At 42.5% G+C, this 23,578-nt stretch carries 21 protein-coding genes and 1 tRNA gene; 19 read left to right on the plus strand and 3 right to left on the minus strand.

Going from position 1 to position 23,578, the window contains the following annotated elements:
* The first annotated feature begins 80 nt into the window (after positions 1-80).
* Positions 81-842 (plus strand): 23S rRNA (guanosine(2251)-2'-O)-methyltransferase RlmB, encoded by a 762-nt coding sequence (gene rlmB, locus LJ707_RS15130; protein ID WP_228952454.1) that lies wholly within the window; start codon positions 81-83, stop codon positions 840-842.
* A gap of 116 nt (positions 843-958) precedes the next feature.
* On the opposite strand, the gene LJ707_RS15135 is transcribed toward rlmB, so the two are convergent.
* Positions 959-2,044 (minus strand): mannose-1-phosphate guanylyltransferase, encoded by a 1,086-nt coding sequence (locus tag LJ707_RS15135; protein WP_228952456.1) that lies wholly within the window; start codon positions 2,042-2,044, stop codon positions 959-961.
* 230 nt (positions 2,045-2,274) lie between these two features.
* Here LJ707_RS15135 and recQ point away from each other — a divergent pair, with 230 nt between their 5' ends.
* On the plus strand, positions 2,275-4,467 hold the full coding sequence (recQ, locus tag LJ707_RS15140) for a DNA helicase RecQ (protein ID WP_228952542.1): 2,193 nt from the start codon (positions 2,275-2,277) through the stop codon (positions 4,465-4,467).
* A 160-nt stretch (positions 4,468-4,627) separates the two neighbouring features.
* A complete protein-coding gene (locus LJ707_RS15145) occupies positions 4,628-4,786 on the plus strand; it encodes a twin-arginine translocase TatA/TatE family subunit (RefSeq protein ID WP_370632405.1) in 159 nt (52 codons plus the stop codon).
* Between the two features lie 33 nt (positions 4,787-4,819).
* Here the strand turns inward: LJ707_RS15145 and LJ707_RS15150 are convergent, their stop codons facing one another.
* Entirely contained in the window at positions 4,820-5,236 is a 417-nt protein-coding gene (locus LJ707_RS15150; RefSeq protein ID WP_228952460.1) for a thioesterase family protein, read from the minus strand.
* Positions 5,237-5,361: 125 nt separating this feature from the next.
* On the opposite strand from LJ707_RS15150, the gene LJ707_RS15155 reads away from it, so the two are divergent.
* The 4 genes from LJ707_RS15155 (at position 5,362) to LJ707_RS15170 (ending at position 8,173) form a co-directional block, all read left to right on the plus strand.
* On the plus strand, positions 5,362-6,033 hold the full coding sequence (locus LJ707_RS15155; protein ID WP_228952462.1) for a basic secretory family protein: 672 nt from the start codon (positions 5,362-5,364) through the stop codon (positions 6,031-6,033).
* A 147-nt stretch (positions 6,034-6,180) separates the two neighbouring features.
* A complete protein-coding gene (locus LJ707_RS15160) occupies positions 6,181-6,909 on the plus strand; it encodes an intradiol ring-cleavage dioxygenase (RefSeq protein ID WP_228952464.1) in 729 nt (242 codons plus the stop codon).
* 63 nt (positions 6,910-6,972) lie between these two features.
* Positions 6,973-7,521, plus strand: coding sequence for a hypothetical protein (locus tag LJ707_RS15165; RefSeq protein ID WP_228952466.1), 549 nt, complete (start codon positions 6,973-6,975; stop codon positions 7,519-7,521).
* The gene (locus LJ707_RS15170) at positions 7,484-8,173 is read left to right on the plus strand and encodes a hypothetical protein (RefSeq protein ID WP_228952468.1); all 690 of its coding nucleotides are present in this window, start codon (positions 7,484-7,486) and stop codon (positions 8,171-8,173) included. The genes LJ707_RS15165 and LJ707_RS15170 overlap by 38 nt, the downstream gene beginning before the upstream one ends.
* An 11-nt stretch (positions 8,174-8,184) precedes the next feature.
* On the opposite strand, the gene LJ707_RS15175 is transcribed toward LJ707_RS15170, so the two are convergent.
* On the minus strand, positions 8,185-9,168 hold the full coding sequence (locus LJ707_RS15175; protein WP_228952470.1) for a D-alanine--D-alanine ligase: 984 nt from the start codon (positions 9,166-9,168) through the stop codon (positions 8,185-8,187).
* 185 nt (positions 9,169-9,353) lie between these two features.
* On the opposite strand from LJ707_RS15175, the gene LJ707_RS15180 reads away from it, so the two are divergent.
* The 12 genes from LJ707_RS15180 to LJ707_RS15235 all read left to right on the plus strand — a co-directional run.
* Positions 9,354-10,157 carry a PASTA domain-containing protein gene (locus tag LJ707_RS15180; protein ID WP_228952471.1) on the plus strand — a complete coding sequence of 268 codons (804 nt, stop codon included), beginning with the start codon at positions 9,354-9,356 and terminating at the stop codon, positions 10,155-10,157.
* Positions 10,138-10,443 carry a rhodanese-like domain-containing protein gene (locus LJ707_RS15185; protein WP_228952474.1) on the plus strand — a complete coding sequence of 102 codons (306 nt, stop codon included), beginning with the start codon at positions 10,138-10,140 and terminating at the stop codon, positions 10,441-10,443. The genes LJ707_RS15180 and LJ707_RS15185 overlap by 20 nt, the downstream gene beginning before the upstream one ends.
* A gap of 15 nt (positions 10,444-10,458) precedes the next feature.
* Positions 10,459-11,514 (plus strand): endolytic transglycosylase MltG, encoded by a 1,056-nt coding sequence (gene mltG / locus LJ707_RS15190; RefSeq protein ID WP_228952476.1) that lies wholly within the window; start codon positions 10,459-10,461, stop codon positions 11,512-11,514.
* The gene (locus LJ707_RS15195; RefSeq protein WP_228952479.1) at positions 11,514-11,921 is read left to right on the plus strand and encodes a thioesterase family protein; all 408 of its coding nucleotides are present in this window, start codon (positions 11,514-11,516) and stop codon (positions 11,919-11,921) included. The genes mltG and LJ707_RS15195 overlap by 1 nt, the downstream gene beginning before the upstream one ends.
* A gap of 10 nt (positions 11,922-11,931) precedes the next feature.
* Positions 11,932-12,933, plus strand: a complete 1,002-nt coding sequence (locus LJ707_RS15200; protein ID WP_228952485.1) for a YihY/virulence factor BrkB family protein — start codon at positions 11,932-11,934, stop codon at positions 12,931-12,933.
* Positions 12,934-13,033: 100 nt separating this feature from the next.
* Positions 13,034-13,121 (plus strand) — tRNA-Ser (locus LJ707_RS15205).
* 564 nt (positions 13,122-13,685) lie between these two features.
* A complete protein-coding gene (locus LJ707_RS15210; protein WP_228952489.1) occupies positions 13,686-14,630 on the plus strand; it encodes a site-specific integrase in 945 nt (314 codons plus the stop codon).
* A complete protein-coding gene (locus tag LJ707_RS15215) occupies positions 14,566-14,865 on the plus strand; it encodes a hypothetical protein (RefSeq protein WP_370632408.1) in 300 nt (99 codons plus the stop codon). The genes LJ707_RS15210 and LJ707_RS15215 overlap by 65 nt, the downstream gene beginning before the upstream one ends.
* Positions 14,866-15,423: 558 nt before the next feature.
* Complete coding sequence (locus LJ707_RS15220; RefSeq protein WP_228952492.1) at positions 15,424-16,461, plus strand: tetratricopeptide repeat protein; 1,038 nt, start codon at positions 15,424-15,426, stop codon at positions 16,459-16,461.
* On the plus strand, positions 16,448-17,884 hold the full coding sequence (locus tag LJ707_RS15225; protein WP_228952496.1) for a tetratricopeptide repeat protein: 1,437 nt from the start codon (positions 16,448-16,450) through the stop codon (positions 17,882-17,884). The genes LJ707_RS15220 and LJ707_RS15225 overlap by 14 nt, the downstream gene beginning before the upstream one ends.
* A gap of 809 nt (positions 17,885-18,693) precedes the next feature.
* Positions 18,694-22,674, plus strand: coding sequence for a PKD domain-containing protein (locus LJ707_RS15230; protein ID WP_228952498.1), 3,981 nt, complete (start codon positions 18,694-18,696; stop codon positions 22,672-22,674).
* 16 nt (positions 22,675-22,690) lie between these two features.
* Positions 22,691-23,578, plus strand: an 888-nt coding sequence (locus tag LJ707_RS15235) for a DUF6443 domain-containing protein (RefSeq protein ID WP_228952500.1), incomplete at its 3' end; no start/stop codon positions are given.

Here is a 23,578-nt window from a genome sequence, read left to right on the forward strand (position 1 = left end):
TGCTATACCCAAAGCACACTTCGGTTCAATAAGTGCATAATCAAATTAATATAGCTATTTTTGACCTTTAAATTTTTACTATGGCGTTTAATTCAAAACCTGTTCGAGAGAGTAACCAGATGGTGTTTGGCATACGTGCCGTAATTGAGGCGATACGTGCAGGTAAGGAGATAGAATCCATATATATTCAACGCGGCATTAGTGGCGGGCTGATGAGCGAGCTTAAAGGTTTGCTTAATGAGTACCAACTTACCGCGCAACAAGTACCGGTTGAAAAGCTTAACAGGCTTACACCCAAAAACCACCAGGGCGCGGTGGCTTTTATATCGCCTATTGTTTATCAGAAGATAGAGGACATTATTCCCGCAATATTTGAAAGGGGAGAGGTGCCGCTGATACTGGTGCTTGATAGTATTACTGATGTGCGTAATATGGGCGCTATTGCCCGCACGGCAGAATGCGCAGGTGTACACGCTATTGTTGTACCCGCCAAAGGGTCGGCGCAAATAAATCCTGATGCCATTAAAACCTCGGCAGGCGCGCTGTATAAAATACCGGTTTGCCGCCATACCAACCTTTTACAAACGGTAAGGTTTATCCAGGAGTCGGGTCTGCAACTGGTTTGCTGTACCGAAAAAACAAACGAATATCTGTACAAGCCTGATTACACCGCGCCAACGGCCATCATCATGGGGTCAGAGGAGGACGGTATCCGTAACGAGATCATCCGCATATCCGATCATCTGGCCAAAATACCCATGTTCGGCGAAATAGAATCGCTCAATGTAAGTGTGTCCACTGGGATAATTATTTATGAGGCGGTGAGGCAACGAAATGTTTAGCCCCCTAATCCCCTAAAGGGGGAATTGTATTTTACGCAGTGAAAAAAAGTAAAGGCCGGTTGTATATACAACCGGCCTTTACTTTTTTACTAAAACTCCCCTTCAGGGCTGGGGGCTTAAATATATTTTGTTCCGAATTTCTGTTTAACATCGGCAACAACCTGTTTAACGTTTTGCTCCTGGTCGCGCGGGCATATCAGCAGGGTGTTGTTTGATTCAACAACGATATAGTCATGCAGGCCTTGCAGTATCACCAGTTTTTCATCAGGTACGTTAACCATACAGTTTGATGAATCGTACATAATCACCTTCTCGGCCGGGATAACGGCGTTGCCTACGTAATCCTTGTCGGCAAGGTCATATATTGATGCCCATGTACCCAGGTCAGACCACCCGAACTCAGATGGCAGCACATACACGTTTTCAGCCTTTTCCATAATGCCATAATCTATGGATATGTTGGTACAGCGCTGATAGGCGGTGCCCACATATCTGCGCTCATCATCGGTGTTGTAAACCGAGCGTGCATCGGCAAATATTTCATACATATCAGGCAGGTAGCTACCAAATGCCTTTACAATAGCCTTAGCCGACCATACAAAGATGCCCGCGTTCCACAAAAAATCACCGCTTTGCAAAAAGGTACGGGCAAGTTCAAGGTTTGGCTTCTCGGTAAATGTTTTTACCTTATGGAATTCATTGTCAATTACGTTATCGGTAAATTGAATATATCCGTAACCCGTATCAGGCCTTGATGGTTTGATGCCCAGGGTAACGAGGCATTGGTGGGCTGCCGCGGTTTCAAGCGATTTTTCAATGGCGCTTATAAAAGCGGCTTCGTCAAGTATAAGGTGATCTGAGGGCGCTACCACAATGGCAGCGTCAGGGTTCATGCTCTCAATTTTAAAACAGCCGTAAGCAACGCATGGCGCGGTATTACGCATTACAGGTTCAGTGAGTATCTGGTTGTCGCCCATGTCCGGCAATTGCTCTTTTACAAGCTCGGCGTAGTTTTCATTAGTAACAACGTAAATATTCTCCTTAGGGCATACTTTTAAAAAACGATCGTAGGTGTTTTGTATAAGTGTTTTACCGGTACCTAATATGTCAATAAATTGTTTAGGGTGAGCTGTTCTGCTTATCGGCCAAAAGCGGCTTCCGATACCGCCGGCCATTATAATGGCATAGTAGTTACTGTTCATTGAAAAGGTTGAAAAATAGTTAAATGTGACGTGCTGCGTAAAATTGAACAATTATTTGATAAATCAACGTTAAATATTCAAAAAACGGCACCGGTTTAAAAATGCCGTAATTAACCAAATTGTTTTTAATAATTAAATCATTTTTGTATAAAATTTTGGTTTACAGCTAATGTTTTTATAAAATAATTTGTTATTTTGAACTTTTATTTTCAAGCACTCAACAAATAATGATAGAGACTAAGAAGTCGCTTTTTGATAATCTTCAAAATTTCTTTGGATTCGATAATTTTAAGGGCGACCAGGAGGCAATTATTACCAATATATTAGCCGGGAGGGATACGTTTGTTATTATGCCAACAGGTGGCGGTAAATCAATGTGTTACCAGTTGCCTGCACTTATGAGCGATGGTACCGCTATCGTTATTTCACCGTTAATTGCACTGATGAAAAACCAGGTCGATCAGCTTAGGGCTTTCGGTGGATCAGACAGCATTGCGCACTTTTTAAATTCATCACTTACCAAGGCCGATATCGCCAGGGTAAAAGAGGATGTCCTGGGTGGTAAAACCAAGCTTTTGTACGTTGCGCCCGAATCATTGACCAAGCAAGAAAATATCGACTTTTTACGCCTCAACCATGTATCATTCGTAGCGGTTGACGAGGCGCACTGTATATCAGAGTGGGGGCATGATTTTCGCCCGGAGTACCGTAAGATCAGGCAGGTGATCAGTAATATTGGCGAGAATATCCCTATCATAGCGCTTACCGCTACGGCTACGCCAAAGGTGCAGCACGATATTCAGAAAAACCTGCAGATGAATAATGCTACGGTTTATAAATCATCATTTAACCGTACCAACCTTTTTTATGAGGTTCGCGCAAAGCGAAACGTAATTAAGGAGATTGTAAAATTTGTTAAGCAAAATGCCGGTAAATCGGGTATTATATATTGCCTTAGCCGTAAAAAGGTGGAGGAAGTTGCCGAGGTGCTTAACCTGAACGGCATACGCGCCCTGCCTTACCATGCCGGGCTTGATGCCAAGGTACGTGCCGATACGCAGGATAAATTCCTGATGGAGGACGTAGAGGTTATAGTAGCTACCATAGCCTTTGGTATGGGTATTGATAAACCCGACGTTCGTTACGTAATACACCACGATGTGCCTAAGAGCATGGAAGGTTACTACCAGGAAACCGGTCGTGCCGGTCGTGATGGGGGCGAGGGTGTATGTGTATCGTTCTATTCGCAAAAGGATATTGACAAGCTTCAGAAATTCATGAAGGATAAGCCGGTATCTGAACGCGAAATTGGTACGCAGATACTGAAAGAGGTGATAGACTATGCCGAATCGTCAGTTTGCCGCCGTAAGCAGATACTGCATTACTTTGGCGAAAGTTTTGACGAAAGCAACTGCAGCAGCATGTGCGACAATTGCTGCGCGCCAAAAACATTTTTTGATGCCGAGGCCCACTTGCATAAAGCGCTCAGCCTTATCAAACACCTGGGTGAAAAATTTGACGATCGTTATATTATCGATATACTGATTGGTGCCGATAACCCGCAGATACGCAATTACGGGCATGATATACTGCCATACTTTAATTCAGGTAAAGAGGATGGCGAAAATCTTTGGAACTCGGTATTAAGGCAGGCTTTGCTGGATGATTTCCTGTCAAAGGATATTGACCAGTACGGTTTACTACGTGTTACCGAAAAGGGGGCAGGCTTTATTGATAACCCTTACAGCATCAGGTTCCTGATCAACAGGGTGATCGAGGCTGCCGATGATGACGACAACGAGGATGGCCCTAAACAGGGCGGCGGCGCGTTAGATACGCAGTTATTGCAAATGCTTAAAGATCTGCGTAAAAAGATAGCCAAGCAAAAAAACCTGCCGCCGTTCGTAGTATTCCAGGATCCATCGCTTGAGGAAATGTGTACGCATTACCCGGTATCAATTGATGAATTGAAGCAAATATCGGGCGTAGGTGCAGGTAAGGCCATGAAGTTTGGCGCGCCGGTTATCGAACTCATAAAAAAATACGTGGAGGATAATGATATTGACCGCCCGGTTGATATGGTGATCAAAAGCGCGGCTAATAAATCAGCGCTCAAGGTATACATTATCCAGAATATCGACAGGCACCTTAACCTCGAAGATATAGCTGCATCCAAAGGGTTGACTTATGAAGAGATATTGCGTGAGGTGGAATCAATAGTTAACTCGGGCACTAAATTAAACCTCGATTATTATATTGACGAGGTGATGGACGAGGATAAGCAGGATGAGGTATTCGATTACTTTAAAACCGCAGAGGTTGACTCCATTGATAATGCCCTGGCCGAATTAGGCGGCGATGATTATACTTATGAAGAAATACAGTTGATGCGCATCAAGTTCATGTCTGAGCTGGGTAACTAAGCATATAAACATTAAAAAATATAGCTGGGCGGTGAATTTTTCATCGCCTTTTTTGTTGATGCAGGTTGTAATAAGCTATTCGTCGGCACATTGCGTCTGTTCATCTATACTCGCTATAATACATCATTCAACTCCATTACATTTGATGAAAATTAACAACATGAGCGGTATAGGAACGCCCGAACTCATATTGATAGTTGTGGTGGTAATGCTGCTGTTTGGCGGCAAAAAACTACCGGAACTAATGAAGGGCCTGGGGCGAGGGATTAAAGAGTTTAACGATGCCAAAAATAGTGCAAGTGGCCCGTTAAAAGAGTGATGGTGACGCATGGTCGCAAGGCCATGCGTTTTTTTATGCCTTAAAGCGGGTATAATGCTCAATTACATCTGCCGGAATTTGTACGCCGCGGTTTGTATCCAGATCGATCAGTACAAAATCAAACCAGCCGTCGCAGCTTACTTTGCCGTTAGCCTTGTTCAGTATAGTGAATTTAACGCGGCAGCTTTTGCTGCTTATATCTTCAATACCGGTGCGCACTAAAAAGGTATCGCCCATTTTTAGGGCTCGTTTATAATTTATGTGCACGGTTTGTACCAGCCAGCCCAGGCCGCGTTCCATAAAAGCTTCCATACTCATGCCATAGTTTACGTCCATCTGGTCATATCGGGCAGCTAATACATAATCAAAGTACTTGCTGTTGTGTACATGTTTGTACATGTCAATATCATCGGGCCTAACCCTTAATTCTGTTTCAAAAATTTTATACATCTTATATTATAAATTGTATCAGCCATTATTAATGAGCCTTGTAACTATTTTATCAATAATTGATAAAACGTTTTAGGATTATTTATATTTATCGCGGATTAATACTTAACCATTACCAATTAAACATGAAAAAAATATTTTTACTGGCATTGTTAGCTGTTGTAGCATTCACCGCCAAAAGTTATTCGGGCGGTATCGATACACTAAAGAAAAACGGTTACACCTTAATTGTTTCAGGTAACGACGAAAATTTTGATAAGGAGCTTACCCAAAAGCTTATTAATACTTTTTTTGAAGTTTACCCAAAACTGGCTAAAGAGTATAATAAGAATACCGATAAAGTGGTGAACTTTTTTATTGATACCGCTTACCATGGCGTTGCCGCAACCGGTGATGGCAAGGTGGTATTTAGCGCTGAGTACATGACAAAGCATAAAACCGACATTGATGTGGTAACGCATGAGGTAATGCACATTGTACAGGGTTATGGCGATACTAATGGCCCATGGTGGGTAACCGAAGGTATTGCTGATTACGCCCGTTATAAGTTCGGCGTGGCTAACGCTGCCGGTAACTGGGCATTGCCTGAATTTAAATCCACACAAAAATTTGATAACAGCTACCGTATTACCGCCCGCTTTTTGGCCTGGATAGAAGCCAGGGTAAAAAAAGGTACTGTTAAAAAGCTTGACGATGTGATGCGCAGACATGCTTATACTGAAACCACCTGGAAAGATATTACAGGTTATACCGTTGAAGATCTTTGGAAAAAATATTCAGAGAACCCGGCGATTTAATACCGGTTAATAAACATACATACATCAAAGGGGGAATAGCAATATTGCCCCTTTTTTGTTTATCGACTCATCAGCCCGGTTTACCGATACACTTATCGTTATACCCGGTTATTGCCCCACTTTTATATCGATCAAAATATAAGAGTTATGGAACGCAAGAATTTTTTAAAGAGTTTAATGATCGGGGCGATATCAACCCCGGTATTATTGCACGCCTGCAAAAAGGATGATGATACGGTAACGCTCGATTCGGATGATACAGAGGCAACCAATACGGGTTCGGGCACATCGGGCTGTAATGTTGCGCCTACCGAAACCGAAGGGCCTTTCCCAACCAAGCAACCGGCCTCGTACATACGCAGTGATATTACCGATGGGCGTACAGGCTATAAGCTTACCGCCAGTATCACCATTACCAACACCAACAGCAATTGCTCGGCGCTGGCAGGTGCGCTGGTTGATATTTGGCATTGCGATGCTGAGGGTAACTACTCGGAGTATGGCGGCTCGGGTATGCAGTCAACAAACTACCAGTCAGTACATTTTCTGCGTGGCCGCCAAACAACCGACGCGAACGGCCTGGTAACCTTCACCAGCATATTCCCGGGATGGTATACCGGCAGGGCAACGCATATCCATGTGCATGTATACAACTCGGCAGGTAAATCATTAAAGGTTACACAGATCGCATTTCCTGAAGGATCTGGCTCCGCAGTAGCATTGGTTAATGGCTACGATAAGGGCATGACTAATTATACCTATAACAAAAGCGATAATGTTTTTAGTGATGATAGTGCAGGCATTGAGATAGCTACTGTAACCGGCAGTAAGGCTGATGGTTTTGAGCTGGCCATAACTTTTGGTGTGCCCGCTTAATTTGTTCTGTTTTCATAACTGAGAGGGCATACGCAGGTATGCCCTTATTTAAAGTAATTAGAGATGTATAACAAGATAATACGCCTTTGTTATCGTAAAATAATAGATGTATCGGCAACCAAAGCCTGGGACAGGCAATTGTTTGACGATAGTTATGCCGAGTACCGTATACAGGTGCAAAACTTTGCCCTGGCGCATCAATATCCGCTGTATAGCGAATTGCTGCACCACAACCCTGATGTGATCAGGATAAACCATATGGTAAGCGGCGCTGTAATTGGTTACCTGCAATTGCTGGATAGTATGATGCCCGATGTACTCAACGCGCTTGGCCGCAGGTTTTTAAAGTTTAATGAATTTAAGTTTGAGGTCATTAACTCGCATCTGGATAATAAGGATAAGCATCGTATCTCTGTTACCTTTTACTCAGAGCCTATGTATTGGTTGGATACCATCGGGCAAAATCTGTTACTGGCCGGTACAGATCAGCAATCCAACGCAATGTTTACCGATTTGTTGCCGTTAACCCCTTACATCAGTATTTATTTGTTACAAAACCAGGAGATCAATAATCATGGAACAAACGCAAGCAACCATATTTTTAGCCGATGATCGCGGCCTGATGCAGGATGAACGCGAGCGGCGCTTCAGTACATTTAACTTTGGCGGTTATTATAATGAGCATAAGCTGCCGTTTAAAAACCTCTGCGCCTTTAACGAGATCATATTAGCCGGAGGCGCTGCCGCCGATTACAAGGCTGAACATACCGGCTACATCATACTAATCCCGGTTACGGGGGCATTTGAATACCATGATGCATCGGAAGAAACTAATGCCGAGGCAGGGGAGGCTATTATTATACCTGCGGATGCAGGGCAGGGGTTCCGCATTAAAAATCCGTATATAGCTAACTGGGTAAGTTTTGTGATGATAAATATTGAAACAACCCTGGTGCCGCCGGGTGCTTTGCAAAAGGCCGAATTTGATATTTATTACAAGCAGGATGAACTGGTGCCGATTATTAGTGCCTATGACCTGCCTTTCGCAATGCAGATAGGCAGATTTGCAGGCCGCTGCGAAACCAGGTATAAGGCACGCGACAAAGCATCATCGCTATTCGCGTTTACCATAGCCGGAGCTTTTGAGGCGCAAAACAGGTTATTACACACAGGCGATGGCCTTGCTTTATGGGATGCCGAAGCATTCGAGGCCGAAGCCTTGAGTAATAACGCCGTGTTGCTGGTAATTGAACTATATAGCTGATTGAATGGGGTTTATAACGCGCCTTCTATCAGCATACCATAAAAATCGCCCACCTTCATGCCTATGGCGCGTACCTGCTGTGGTATCAGGCTGTTGGCGCTTTGGCCGGGAGTTGTATTTACTTCGATAAAATAAAAATCGCCGGTACCTTCCTGAATAATAAAATCAATGCGTACCATACCGCGGCAATTAAGGCGGCTGTAAACATCTTTTACAATATTGGCTACCAGTTCATTTTGTTCAGCGGTCAGATCGGCAGGAGTAACCTCGTTGGTAACGCCGGGTGTGTATTTGGCTTCGTAATCAAAAAAATCTTTTGAGCTGATGATCTCAGTAGCGGGCAGCACGGTTACCTTTCCGTTTAATCGCGCTATGCCGATGCTGAATTCCCGGCCCTGGATGAATTCCTCGATCAGTATCTGGTCGTCTTCATGAAAAGCCTTTTCCAGCGCGGCTGGTAACGCGGCTGCGTTGTACACCTTGCTCATGCCCACGCTGCTGCCACCATTATTAGGCTTTATAAACAACGGGAATTTTAAAGTTGCGGCAATGGTGGCCACATCATGCGCGTCATTTTTAAAAAGTTTGATAGAGCGTGCGGTGTTCAACCCATGTATGCCATGCACCAGGGTTTTGGTGTAAGCCTTGTTCATGGATATGGCTGATGTGGTGGCATCGCAGGTATTGTAAGGTACGCCTATCATATCCAGGTAGCCCTGCATCTTGCCATCCTCGCCGGGTGTGCCATGTATGGTGATGAAAGCGAAGTCAAACCTGATCTTGCTGCCATTTAATGTTATGCTAAAGTCGTTCTTGTCAACATCAACGGTGCCATTGGCTGTTTCGTGCAGCCAGCGGTTTTTATCAACCAAAATGGTATAAACGGTATACTTTTCAGGGTCGAGGTTTGCCGCTATGTTTTTGGCGCTGTTTATTGAAACTTCATATTCGCCGGTATATCCGCCGGCCAAAAGGGCTATGTTTTTTGCTGACATGGGGTCAAATATAGGTTTTTAGCTGATACCTGTATATGCCGTAAAAATACAAAAATACACATGCCGGGTTGCGTCGTTTTATAAGTTCGGTATATCAGTCATTTGGCTTGTGTTTGGCGCTTGTGCTTCCTTAATTAAAATATTTCACCTATGTTTGATAGCTAATAGCTACCCCTGCTTACAACATGAGTAAATTTGGTGCATATATAAAATCTGCCTCATTCGGTAAAACATTATTATTTGCAGCGGCCGCCATACTGGCTGTTGTACTGATAGCCTTTTTTAGTTTGAGCTACTATACCCGCCACGGCTCAGGTATACCCGTACCTAAGTTAAAGGGTATGAACATCGATCGTGCCATCAGCCTGCTTAAAGAGCAGGGTTTTGAGTATAAAATAGATTCAGCCTACATAGGCGATCAGCCGCCGGGTACTGTTATAGAGCAGGACCCGGATCCGGAAACTAATGTTAAAGAGGGTCGTGTAATCTACCTTACCATAGTTACCACACAAGCCCCGATGGTATCACTGCCGGATATGGAGCAGAACAACTATCGCGAAGCGCTGGCTACATTGGCCAACTACGGCCTAAAACTGGGCGATACCAGTTACCGGTCAGACATTGCCCGCGACCGTGTGCTTGAGGTGCGCTTTGGCGGCAAAGTTGTTGGGGCGGGTACTAAAATACCAAAAGGTTCATCGGTTGACCTGGTGCTGGGTGATGGGCAGGGCGCAAGCGAGGTTGATATACCTGATTTGCTAAACCAGGATTTGGACGCGGCGCGTTTTGCTATAAAAGGGGCGGGGCTGTCATTAGGTACCGTTACCTATGAGGGCACTATAACCGATTCATCAAACGTTATCATTGTATCGCAATCGCCTATGCCTACTGATTCGGCTTCCAAAACAAGTATAGGTACGCGTATTAATGTAACGGTATCGCAAGGTACTGCAACACCACTGCCACCTGATGAGCAAAACCAAAATTAACGCTACCGAACTGCTGGAGCTTATCAACAGCAACCGCCAGCCGGTTATTATTGATGTTCGCGAAAAAATAGAATATCATACCTATAACATAGGCGGCATCAATGTGCCGCTGGCACAACTGGCAAACTATATTGAGGATGCCGGCCACAACAAAAGCGACGAAATAGTTGTTGTGTGCAAAGCCGGGCTCCGCAGCCGTACCGCACAAGTACTGTTGCAGCAACAGGGCTACACAAACGTAATGAACTTAACCGGCGGATTGATCGCCATTCAAAAAATTAAATAACGCGTTATAACCAAGATGGATCAGCAGCAAAAGCCTGCATCGGGCAGGTTTAAAAAATTTATTATAGCCTTTATTGTATTAGTGTTTGTTGGGCTGGGTATTACCGGTATATTTTATTACCTGCGCTTTTTTGGCCCCAATGTTACTGATGAGCAAGAATACCTTTACATAAAAACAGGATCTGATTATAATGCGGTACTTAACACAATTAAGGATCAGCATATAGTTAAGGATGTTTATGCATTTGAGGCTACCGCCGAAAGTATGGATTACCCCGCTAAGGTAAAACCGGGCAAATACCGTTTAACAAAGGGTATGGGCAACAGGGCCTTTATTAACATGCTGAAGTCCGGTAACCAGGAAGCGGTGAAACTAACCATCCGTAATATCAGGCTTAAAAACCAGTTCGCGGCGTTTATATCAAAGCAATTAGAACCTGATTCAACCACATTGCTCAATTTACTTGATTCGGCTAAATATGTTGAAAAATTCGGCTTAAACACGGATAATGTTTACGTGATGTTTTTGCCTAATACCTATGAGTTTTACTGGAACACATCGGCCGATAAATTCATCGATAAGATGTATACCTATTACACCGAGTTTTGGACACCCGAGCGTAAAGCCAAAGCGCAGGCATTAAACCTAACACCGGCCCAGGTATCTATATTGGCCTCAATAGTCGACTGGGAAGCTATGTATGATGATGAAATGCCTGCCATAGCGGGTTTGTATCTTAACAGGCTGCGCATAGGTAAAAAACTACAGGCCGATCCAACGGTTATATTCGCTACAGGCGATTTTACTATTAAGCGTGTGCTTAACCGCCATTTGGTTACTAACTCGCCGTATAATACTTACCTGCACGAGGGTTTGCCCCCCGGCCCGGTTATGATGCCATCCATCAATGCTATTAAAGCCGTGCTTGATCCTTTAAAAAGCGATTACATATACATGTGCGCTAAAGAGGATTTTTCCGGCTATCACAACTTCGCGGTTACTGAGGCTGAGCACTTAAAGAACGCACGCAGATTTCAGCAGGCACTTAACGAAAGGAACATCAAAAAGTAATGTTTGAGCACTCCACCAAGATACGTGTACGCTATGGCGAAACCGACCAAATGGGTTATGTTTACTATGGTAACTATGCTGAGTTTTATGAAGTAGGCAGGGTGGATATGCTGCGCTCATTAGGCATGACCTATCGTAAAATGGAAGAAACCGGTATTATGATGCCCGTGCTCGAGATGAAGTGCAAGTACCTTAAACCGGCATTGTATGATGAGGAAATAACCATCCGTGTAATTATGGATAAACTGCCCGGTGTTAAGATCCATTTCAGGTACGAACTGTTTAATGAAAAACAAGAACTCATCAATATAGGCGAAACGTTACTTGCCTTCATCAACATGAAAACTAACCGCCCCTGCCTTGCCCCGCAGGAGTTTATTGAAAAGACCAAGCCATATTTTGAGTAGCTTTGAGTAAATGGAGTGGCTGCACAACTTTTTTTTCAGGTTTGCATTTTACCGCAGGTTTATTGATTGGACTAAAACCCTCATTATACCCGGCTTTCGGCCGCTGCCGCTATATACCGTAGTTGTATTTTTTATCCTGGAGATCAAACAAGGGTCGCTGGGTAACCGTGCGTCATCATTAGCTTACAGTTTCATGCTGGCCATATTCCCGGCATTGATTTTCCTGGTATCTGTTATCCCGTTCATCCCGGTTATTATCCCTTATATACCCGAATACAAGTTTCAGCGGGAGTTATTGCAGCTATTTAAACTGATTTTGCCTGATGACGCTTATCAGGCCTTTAAACTTACGCTTGTTGATCTGGTTAAGAACCGTAATGGCGGGTTGCTTTCGTTCGGTTTCTTTTCAGCTTTATATTTTGCTACCAACGGCATCAGCAATCTTATGCGGGCCTTTAATAAATCATCTTTACAACTTGAAACCCGCACCTGGCTAAAACGCCGGTGGACAGCCTTATTGCTTACACTGGTGTTAAGCTTTGCCATGTTCTTCGCCATAGTATTAATGATAGCCGGGCAATCAGTGATCAGCTTTTTGCAGGAGCATATTTATAGTACGAGCAATTTTTGGTCGTACATTATAGCCTTCTCAAGGTGGATCATTATCGTGATCATATTCTTTGTAACACTGGGCGTGCTGTACCGATATGGCCCCGCACACAAACAACGCTGGAAATTTATTAACCCTGGCTCGGTACTGGCAACATTTTTAGGTTTACTCATTTCAATAGGATTTGCCTATTATATCAATAACTTTTCGGCTTACAATAAGGTTTACGGATCTATCGGTACGCTGATTGTTGTAATGATATGGATGTACCTGAACTCGCTTGTTGTGCTTATCGGGTTTGAATTGAACGCCAGTGTCGATCTCTCGAAGCGCAATATCAAGATAGCAAAACCCCTTTTTAATACATTCAGGGCCACAAATAACAAGCCAAATGAAAATTAATCTGCTTGTTTATCAAAGGGTTGTTTCAAAAAGCTGATTTTTTAAGAAAAAATTAACATTGAAATTTGGCAATTCAAGTCGGTTTTGTACTTTTGCCCCCGGAGAGATGGCAGAGTGGTCGATTGCGGCGGTCTTGAAAACCGTTGACTGTTAAAGGTCCGGGGGTTCGAATCCCTCTCTCTCCGCCAAATCAAAAATCACCCATCAAAAGGTGGTTAAGATGGTAGAAATAAAATTTGTGGCAATTTTGTGGCACAAACGATATTGAAAGTTGGAAAACCGCGTAAATGCTGGTAAAACAGCAAAAAGTTCCATTCCCTCTTTCTCCGCTACCACGGTAAAGCTTCAGGTGTAAAAACCTGGAGATATCTTTAAAAGCTTGATAAAACCTGCAAATTTTGGATTTGCAGGTTTTTTTCATTTAACCCTGTACCACCAAAATTTTCAAAAATGCCCAAACTTTTTGTGGCAGATTTGTGGCATTTTTTATTTTAAAAAAAAGTGCCACAAAAATAGATATAAGTATTTTTATATCAACATGTAAAGCACGTTAACGACTTGATTTGAAAGCGCTATAGTTCGACATTTAATAACAATTTAAAAAGTTGAATTATGTTATCAAGCAACATTGGACTAACCTTCTTTTTGAAGACTCCAAAAACGGCAAACAACATCAGATTTATTTACCTTAGGGTCATCGTCGATGGAGTTCCCAAAGAAACATCAACCAGGCATAAGTGGGATGTTTCAAGATGGGACCAAAAGGCAGAACGAGCAACAGGCAACAAGAAGATGCCCGCTTGCTTAATCAATTTCTTGATGCGCTGGTATCAAGATTTAACCAGTACAAAATTGAGCTTGTGTACAACGAGCGTTCCGTAACTGCCCAAAAACTTATGGATTATGTATTGGGAAAGACAGTATCAAAGGTTACAGTTTTAGAAGAGTTTCAGTTGCATAACGACGAAATTCTAGCTTTAATAAGCAAAGGTGAATATACGTACGCAACGCACGAACGTTATGTAACTGCAAGAAAGCATATACATGAATTCCTTAAGTTCAAGTATATGGTCGAGGATATAGAATTTAGGGATTTGAATTATGAGTTTGTGAAAGATTATGAATTTTATTTGAAAACGGTCAGGGATTGCAGCCACAATACTACCTTAAAGTACATTGCTAACTTTAAAAAAATTGTACTACGTGCCATTGATAAAGATATAATCGCTTCGGACCCCTTTAAGAATTTCAAGGCACGGAAAATTAAGACCAATAAGAAGCCACTTACGAGCGATGAGCTTTATAAGTTAGAACATCATGATTTTTCCACTTCGAGGTTAGGGGTCGTGAGGGACGTATTTGTATTCCAATGCTATACGGGTCTGGCATACGTTGACGCCTTTAACTTGAAGCCAAGTGACATTAAGGATGGCATTGACGGTGAGCCCTGGATCATGATCGAGCGCCAAAAGACAGGATCAGCCACTAATGTACCGTTACTACCTCAGGCGTTAGAAATCATAAGCCGGTATAAGAGCCATCCGCTTTGCCTGGAGCGCGGAAGCGTTCTTCCAGTAAAGTCTAATCAGAAGATGAATGCTTATCTAAAAAGAGATAGGCGACATCTGCGGCATCTCATCGGAATTAAATACGCACAAAGCGAGACGTACCTTCGGAAGCACAGTTACGTTGGCTAATAACGTGCCGATTCATATTGTGAAGGAACTTCTTGGCCACCAGTCAGTAAAGCAGACGGAAGAATATGCAATCACTGAACAAAAGAGCATTGCCAAGGAAATGAACACCCTCAGAGACAAGCTTGTTCCTAAAATTGAATTTACGCCTGAAATTTCGATCGAAATTATTACCCGAATGGAAGCTGATCTCAATGCGATGAAGAAGAAGTTAGACGATACTCAGCGTACCTGTTGATTTTGATAATAAGATTTAATTATAAAAGCCTTAAAGAGTTCTTTAAGGCTTTTATATTATTGTATGTGAACCCTTTGGTACAAAACTCGAACTTCTTTTTAAAGGATTTACGGCGTCTTGTGGCTCTATTTTCTAAAGAATAGAAATCGTCGTTTAAATCATCATATTTTATTCCTTAAATTAAAGTCCGAACGCGGGTGGAAATATAGAGCATTAATCGATTTTGGCAACAATAAATGGGTTTTTTATAGAAAATATTTAAATCATTAATAATCAATTATTTGAAACACAATTCAACTATTATCCAAAATCAAGAAATATTATGTTCATAAAAGTCGGTCAAATTCGTGCAGAGAGGGTTATGGAGATTTATATTTCTCGATAAAAAAATTCAATAAGCATTTATGCCATTATATATCGTCACTTCACTAACAGAAAAATCAGCAACAAATTTTTTTCTTGATCTTCATTGGTACTAATATGTTAATAAATCAGAAGCAGAGTGTGCATTTCAAATTTGCATAAATTTGTACATTAGAGTTGCTTAAACCTACACTAATGACCAAGAACGACGAAGAAGAGATTTATAAAGAAAAAATCAACCAGGCTTGGAAGTTTTACTCCGAAGAAGCAGAAACCGAAGCTTTAGTGCTTTGCTCGGAATTGAGATTGCATTTCCCTCAAAAACTTACTTATGAATATATTGAGGCGCTAATAGCCATCGACAATAAACTATATAAAAATGCTGAAAAATATCTATTGAACCTCCTACTTCGTGACGAAAACGAAGTGATGACCGGTCACGTTTGTTACAGCTTGTCGATCATCTATGACAAGCGATGTTATGACAGCAGTAAAGCTGATAACTATATATATGACCAGTCAAAAGCTAAATATTACCACGAAAAATCGCGTAAGGCTAAAGAAACACCGATAGAAGTTTATCATTCCGGCTATTCCTACTATGGTGATGGAGAGCGAATAGTGCTCTATCAGGAAGCCATCGAGAAATTTCCAGAAGAGCCGGTATTTTATATTAACCTGGCACAACAATACAGGCGAAACGAAAATTTCAAGCAAGAACTCTTGGTTTATAATGACGCCATAAATAATGAAGTGACATCAGCTTCACTTTATTGGAACCTGGGTTGGTATTATTATAAGAACGGCTCATTTTCAACCGCGCTGAATTATTATAATGAGGGACTAAAGCAAATAGAAAATGGAGGTCACCATCAATGGCCTGTACTTTATATGCTGGGTGTTTGTCAACGACAGCTTAATGACCCCGAAGCAGCAGAGGATTTTTATAGAAGGTCTTTGAATTTAAGTGCTGATCACAACGATTGTTGGTTTGGAATTATTAGCCTATTAAGCCTCTATGCAGAGACAGGCAACCAGACGGCTATTAGCGGACTGCTGAATGAATTATTCATCACCGAGGAAAAGATGAGTGACGGCAGTTTAACAGGCGGTCCGGTCTGGCTTTCGCCTAATGTTACTGATTCCATTTATTTTGAACCTTCACTGGAAGAAGCTTATAAGCTTATTAAAAAGATCAAGGTTAAAGGGTTTGTCCAATATGCAGCAGGGTAAACTCTGGTTTACCCGCTTTATTCTTGCCAAAGCTCTTTATAAAGAAGCGGATGTCCATCAGGCCTTAAAGAAAACTCTGACATTGATCGGTTCTTATAATTATGATTTTATCATTGATGAACTGGCTAGTTCGCATGGAATTCAAATTAGTGTGTCTTCAGAAAATAAAGGAAAGCTAGATCTGGCAGTAAATGATTTGATCAAAGACCTGGATGATTACTATGCCCTTAAAGAGGCAATGGTTTCGCAGCTTGAGGAGATATTTTCTAAAATTTTTAATGCCAAATCATATCAGTTGCTAATCAACCTTTCCGCGCATTTCACCCAGCAGCAATTAGAGGAAGCAAACCTTTTATTTGAACTGGCCTATTCATTCAGCCATCTCGGGGATGATGACAAGGCCTATAAACTTTACGTGCGGCTCTTCGAAACAAACCCAAACAGCAGCGGAGCGTGTAATAACCTTGGGGTAATCGCCGGCAAAAGTAAAGATTATGTCCTGGCGGTTGAGTGGTATGAAAAGGGACTAAGTATCGATCCGAAGGATGAGTTTCTTAAAAATAATCTGCAATCATCTCGACAAAAATTAAAAGAACAAGAGGAAGAAGCCAAAGTAAAGAAGCTAATTGAACAAGAACAAAGGGAAGCCATTGCCCTTCTGAAAAAAGAGTCGGATTTCGCTTTAGATAAATTGCGGATATTTTTAGCGAATGTTAAAAAGGAAAGTGGCTTTAAAGACGGAAAGCTGGCCATCCCGAAAAACAGATTCCCGCAATTAATGGGGGCACAGAAGCAATTCGCAGATTCACTGCGTGATCAGTGGATCGGCAGGAAATACATTACCGAAACGGGTGAACGCAATGACTACCAAGCGATGGTCTATGCCATAAATCCTAATATCGAAGCGGAATTAACTAGGTTAGAAAACTATAAGCTTCCCGCTCAGTGGATTGCAGGAATCGCGTCAATGACTCCCGAAAAGTTAGAACAGCTCCGTTATTTCAGCCTGATCGAAAAAATCAAAAAGGCGAATAAGAAGTTTTCTCCCCTGCTTGAAAGGGATTACAATGAATTGGTATTTAATGCGCTTGTGGGCAATGACAAAGCGACCATTGTACTTTCGGGTTCTATGGTTGAGTTAGTCCTGACCTATTATTTTGAGAAGAAAAAAATGGCGACCATACCAGTCATGGACAAAGGGGTACTGAAGCCAAAAAAATTGTACAACTGCGTACTAAGTGACCTTATCGATCATGCCGAATCGCAGAAGCTTTTTGGCAATGATTTCCCGCATCTTAGCAATTTATCACGTATCTACCGCAATTATATCCACCCTGGCCGGGAATTGAAAGAGCGCCTTGATAAAACGAAGGCAGACCTTTGTTTTATCAGTGTAACGGAAATACTCAAACGGGTATTGTGATCCGGTCACTCCTTTAAAATTTGCTAATTTAGAGCTAACTAAAATTAATATATTTTGAATTACCCTGTTGACGACTAAATCCCATTAAAACATACCTGCCACCACTACATTAGCGAAAAATTTCGAAAATTCGCCCATTGCGACCGGTCAGCGAAATTCTAGGGAGGCTACGATACCGGAGGGATTTGAACTTTCTTCGATTCGGGCGTTCTGAGGCTATTTTTAGCATGTTTTTTAAATTACTGCCACTAAATTGCCACTAATCAATCCCAATATTTTTAAAAGCTTCCTGCTGGAAGCTACTTGACTTAAAGAACGTTGCAATCCGGTTGATTTACTTATGCAAAGATAAACAAAGGAAAGTTAAAAGGGTGTATTTTAGGCATTTGATTTTTAGGTTTAAGCAAGCGTCAGACTTTTACTACTGATATTGAATTTGGTGCTATGTCATTTGCTTTGCGTGCTGTATAGGCAGGGCTGTAATATTTAACGTCTGCCAATCATTGGTATCTCTTGATCAGCCGATTTCTCTTTTTTATTTCAAAAAAATTAGATTTAAATAATTGTAAGATTTTACCTATAATTGAGAACCTTAAACGTTTGTTCGTCACAATGCATCAGCAAATCTCTAAATCCGACAATCAGTGTAATACTTGTGCTATACCAAAATTGACAATTTCACTTTCCCTGAAATCTTTGCTCCGGGACGTCAAAATACTTCATTATCATATTTAGTCAAATTTAACAGGTTGCTGTAACTGAGTTTTTATTCATAAGTATTAAAATTCGCTTACATCTTTCTTATCACAATGAATAAAAGTAAAATTCTCTTTCTTTTGTGCCTGATCGGCATAATTTCACGCACAGCTATGGCTCAAAACGGTGCAAATGTAAGTGTTAATAACGCTACCGGTACCCCCATTGCGTCAATTCCGCTTCACACGATGAGCACCGGGCAGATATCTGTGCCTGTCTCGCTTGTTTACGCAAGTCGAGGGGTAAAGGTAAACGCGCTAGATGGATATACCGGTATTGGCTGGTCCCTTTCTGCCGGTGGAGAGATCACAAGGGAATTACGCGGTTTGCCTGACGACAATCCGAGTACAGATGCATTACGTTTAGGATGGTTCTACAATAGCAACGGTACTAAGATTAATAATTTCAATATTACAAATGACGGCAGCACAGCTAACTGTACCGATGAAACGGCCGATAATAATTACCTGACGAATAATTTTACGGATTACTCAGACACAGAACCCGATATTTTTCATGTAAATGCGCCCGGCTTGAGTTGCGACTTGATTTTTGATGCTAACCATAATATTAAAGTCACACCTTACCAGGATATTCAAGTTAGTTATACAATAGATCCCGCTAACAGGTTAGGCTCATTCACAATAATTAATGATAAAGGTGTAAGATATTCGTTTGAAGAAAAAGAATCCACATCATTAACAGCCGTCGCTACATCATCTCCATCGTATAATAAAAGATTATACAACCAGCTATCTCAGGGTGTAAGCTACTACCGGGCATGGAAGCTCAGTTTCATGGCTGATGTTATGGGTAACTTTATCATGTTCAGTTATGGATCGGCTCCCCGCCGAAACACGAGTTATTCAACGTTACGCCTAGCTACCGGGAATAACAGTACAAACACGCAATTTACACTAAAGAACATCACGCAATTTAAGTGCTTGACAAATATCCTTATCCGCATGGGCGGATTACCCACAACATCAGTCGATTTCTGGTATGGTAATGTTATATCTCAGGGAAACCCAGCCGAAAATATCATACAGGATGGCACTAATGCCCCTTTGCTTAAGTATATTACCGGGCTGGGGAAAAAAATCAGCTTCTCCTACTTTGCGCCCGTTAATCCTAATACACCAAATACGCATCTGCGGCATTACTTAGGAAGCGTGAGAGTTCTTCGACCTGAAAAATTCGGAGTTCAAAGTCCAGTTTATAATGATGTCCTGAATCAATTCAAATTTGATTACAAAGGGCTTTCAGCAACCAACAATACATTGTCTTTACCTGATTCCACCTCAAAGGCTCAAGATTTATGGGGTTATTATAATGCGGCTTCCAACACAACTTTGCTACCAACGCTCTACATCAACCCCTCTAATTCCAATTTAGAACGATACAGGGCGATTGCACCGGGAGCTTCATCATCGAGCTATGCTTACCAGCTAATAGGAGCAGATCGTACCGTTAATCCATCCGCTATTGCTAACGGGATGCTGGAGCGTATCAACTACCTGAACGGTGGCAGTACGACACTGGTATATGAACCTAACGACTTCTATGACGGAACAGCGCAGGCTGTAATCCAGGGTGGCGGTGTGCGTGTCAAACAAATTACAGATTATGATGGCATCAACATTAGCCGTAACCAGGTAACTAACTATACTTATTTAAACCCATCAACCGGACAAAGCAGTGGCAGCATTGTAACGATGCCGGCTTATGCCTTTACCACACCATATACAGGAACAGGAACGACAGAGGCCAAGTGGGCAGCCAGCACCGTGCGTTCGGAAACCGATCTTTCAGCGACAGACAACAATGTTTTGTACGGATACGTGCGAGTGAGTTCACCGGGAACCGGTAATGTTTTATACCAATACAGCACACCGGCCATGAACTGGGATTTGTCGGCCTCCCCAGATTGGCAGCCCACAATGGCCTATTCGGCAAGGATTGGCTGTGGCACAGCTACCTATGCATCAAACGAAAAAAGGGCCTATCCATTTGCTCCCGATATTAACTACGGGTTTGAACGTGGGCTACCGTTAAGCACCATTGCTTATAACGAAGGCGGTCAGAAAGTAACAGAAACAACATACAATTATAATCGAAGCTTTAGCACGCCGGTAATCATCACAGGGTTAAAGTTTGAAGATAATAGTACGCTGGCCAAGAACTATATAAAGTACAGTATCTTTACTACCACATCAGAGTTACCTGTACAGACAACAACGAAAAGCTATGACCTGAATGATGAGACCAGGTTTCAAACCAATACTGTAAGCTATAATTACAATGGCACAAACCACAAACTGCCGACCAGTACCCAAACCACCCGCAGTGATGGTAGCGTGCGGACGACCAATATAAAATACGTTAAGGATTATTCCCCCGCAGCCTCCAGCGACAGTATTGCCAATGCTTTGTATGTGTTGCAATTGGGTAATCAAAACCTGCCGGTCGAAAGTTATACGCAGGTAACACGCGCAGGGGTAACTAAAACCATCAGCGCGCAACTTACCAAATTCAATCGAAGCGGAAACTGGATTATTGACGGCATATTACCTGTTCAGTCCCTTACTCTAATATCGCCAATAGGAATAACCAACTTCCAGCCTTCGGTCATTAGTTCAGGAGTATTTAGTCATGACAGCAGATATATTGTGCAACAAAACAATGTGTCATTTAATCTGAGTGGAGCACCGTTGACTTACAACAATAACCGGAAACAGGTATTCACAAATATTGAGGACGAGAACACGGTCAATCCAGCGGCAAGGGTGGCGGGTGCCGGTGCAGATGAGGTGGGCTTTACAGACTTTGATTACATAAGCACGGTAGGCCCGGCATTCAACACGGATACCGCAAAGATTATTGGCGGACATTCGGGGACTTATAGCAAAGACTTGACTGGTAAAACGCTCACCCGTACGCTTAAAAAAAGCAGCCAGGCCACATCTTACATCTTCTCAGCCTGGGCTACAAGCGGTACGGTAACACTCACATTGACTAATAGCAGCAACCAAGCGTTCACCTATACGCTTCCGGCGGTATCGGGTAGTGATTATACCTACCGCTCAATGCTTGTGCCGGTGACCAATATGTCAGCTACGTTCACAGCTACGGTAACCGGTAATGCCAAAGTGGACGATGTCTGGTTATATCCTGATTACGCACAAGTAAGCAGTTTTGGGTATGATGCTGAAACGCAGCAAAAAACGTCTGAAACGAACAGTAACGGCATTAGTACTTATTTTGATTATGAAGGCCGGGGCCGCCTGTCCCACGTTTATGACCAGGATAAAAATATTGTGATGAAAAAATCCTATGTAACTAAGGAAAGCTTCCAGTCCTTTACGACACCGGCCATTTCGTTACCCAACCCTCGCAATTACAATAACCAGTCAATGTTCGCCGACACATCTGTTAACTCGTTTGTTAATACGCTGCTCAACGCAGACGGATTGCAATATAGCTGGAACTTCGGTGACGGCACTCCGGTAACTATCAGTAAAGAACCTACCGGATTGGTTGCGCATCGTTATATGGCTCCCGGTACCTACAATGTTTCCGTTACCAAAACATCTCCGTTCTATGGAACCAAATCAAGCAACCGAAGTATTACCGTTATTGACTCTTCCCAAGTACAGGTACCTGTTACCATTGCCAATCTTACAAATGGTACCGGGAAAATAACAGGACTTGATTTTTATAAGAATGGTGTGCTTAAATATCATTTTGACGTGGTGCTCGGGCCTGACGGGACACCTTATTCTATCCAAGTGCCACAAGGTAAATATGACCTACGCATCTATGTGACCGGGCAGGTTTATAATTCGTCTACAGGAAAAGGTTTCAGAGGTATAGACTTCCTATTAAAACCCACGAGTTTAGGGAACGATCAGTTTTGCGCGAATTATACAGGAGGGGCTTCCATCTATTATCCGGGACTGGAACTTAATGGTAGAACGGCGATGTACCTGACTGTATCAACGCAAGTGTGCACACCTACAGGAGGCGTCGAATAACTTTAACACCTATCACATGAGATCACGTATTTATTTTATCCTCACAGCGATAATATATCTAATCAGCAATAACGCTGCCTACTCACAAACGCCAATCACGTTTGAGCAAACAGAACGTATAAAAGTAGCCGGAATAAAAAGCGATACCAGTATTTACAATCTGTCAGCTTATGAAAAGGACGTTAGCCGGGTATTCCTGGATGGCTTAGGCCGTCCGGTGCAATCGGTGGTATCGAAAGGCAGTCCGACACAAAAGGACATCATACAGCCCATAGATTATGATAGCCAGGGCCGCCAAAACCGTAGTTACCTACCTTACGCTGGTAACGATGGCACAGGTGTTTACCGGCCGAATGCCCTGAGTACAGAACAGCCCGCGTTTTACAGCAACGGTACTGCAGATAAAATCGCCGATGACAACAAGCCTTATGCAGAGCAACTGTTTGAAAACAGCCCCCTGCAACGTGTATTGTCCGCCGGGAGTGTTGGCAATGGCTTCCAGCCTTTAGCAGGAGATCATTATGCTACGATAAACTACCGAACGAGCGTAGCGGCAGACGGCACTATACCGGTTTGGCTTCCTGGCGGAACCAAATCAGGCGTTTATGCGGCAGGCAGCTTAAATGTCACCCAGGCCACTGACGCGGAGAACCATACAACACTAATATTCACAGATAATGTCGGGCGTACTCTACTCAAACGTCAGGTGGTCAGTGCAACAGAGAACAATGATACTTATTATGTATATAACGAAGCGGGCCTGATCAGCCATATCCTGCCACCAAAGGCAGTAAACTTGCTGGCTGCTAACAACAGTTATACGCTAAGTACAGCAATCATCAGTAAGTTGATATTTACCTATACGTACGACGACAAAGGCAGGTTGACTGAAAAGACCATCCCT

Origin of the sequence: Mucilaginibacter sp. UR6-1 (genome assembly GCF_020880975.1) — a bacterium.
Lineage (GTDB): Bacteria > Bacteroidota > Bacteroidia > Sphingobacteriales > Sphingobacteriaceae > Mucilaginibacter.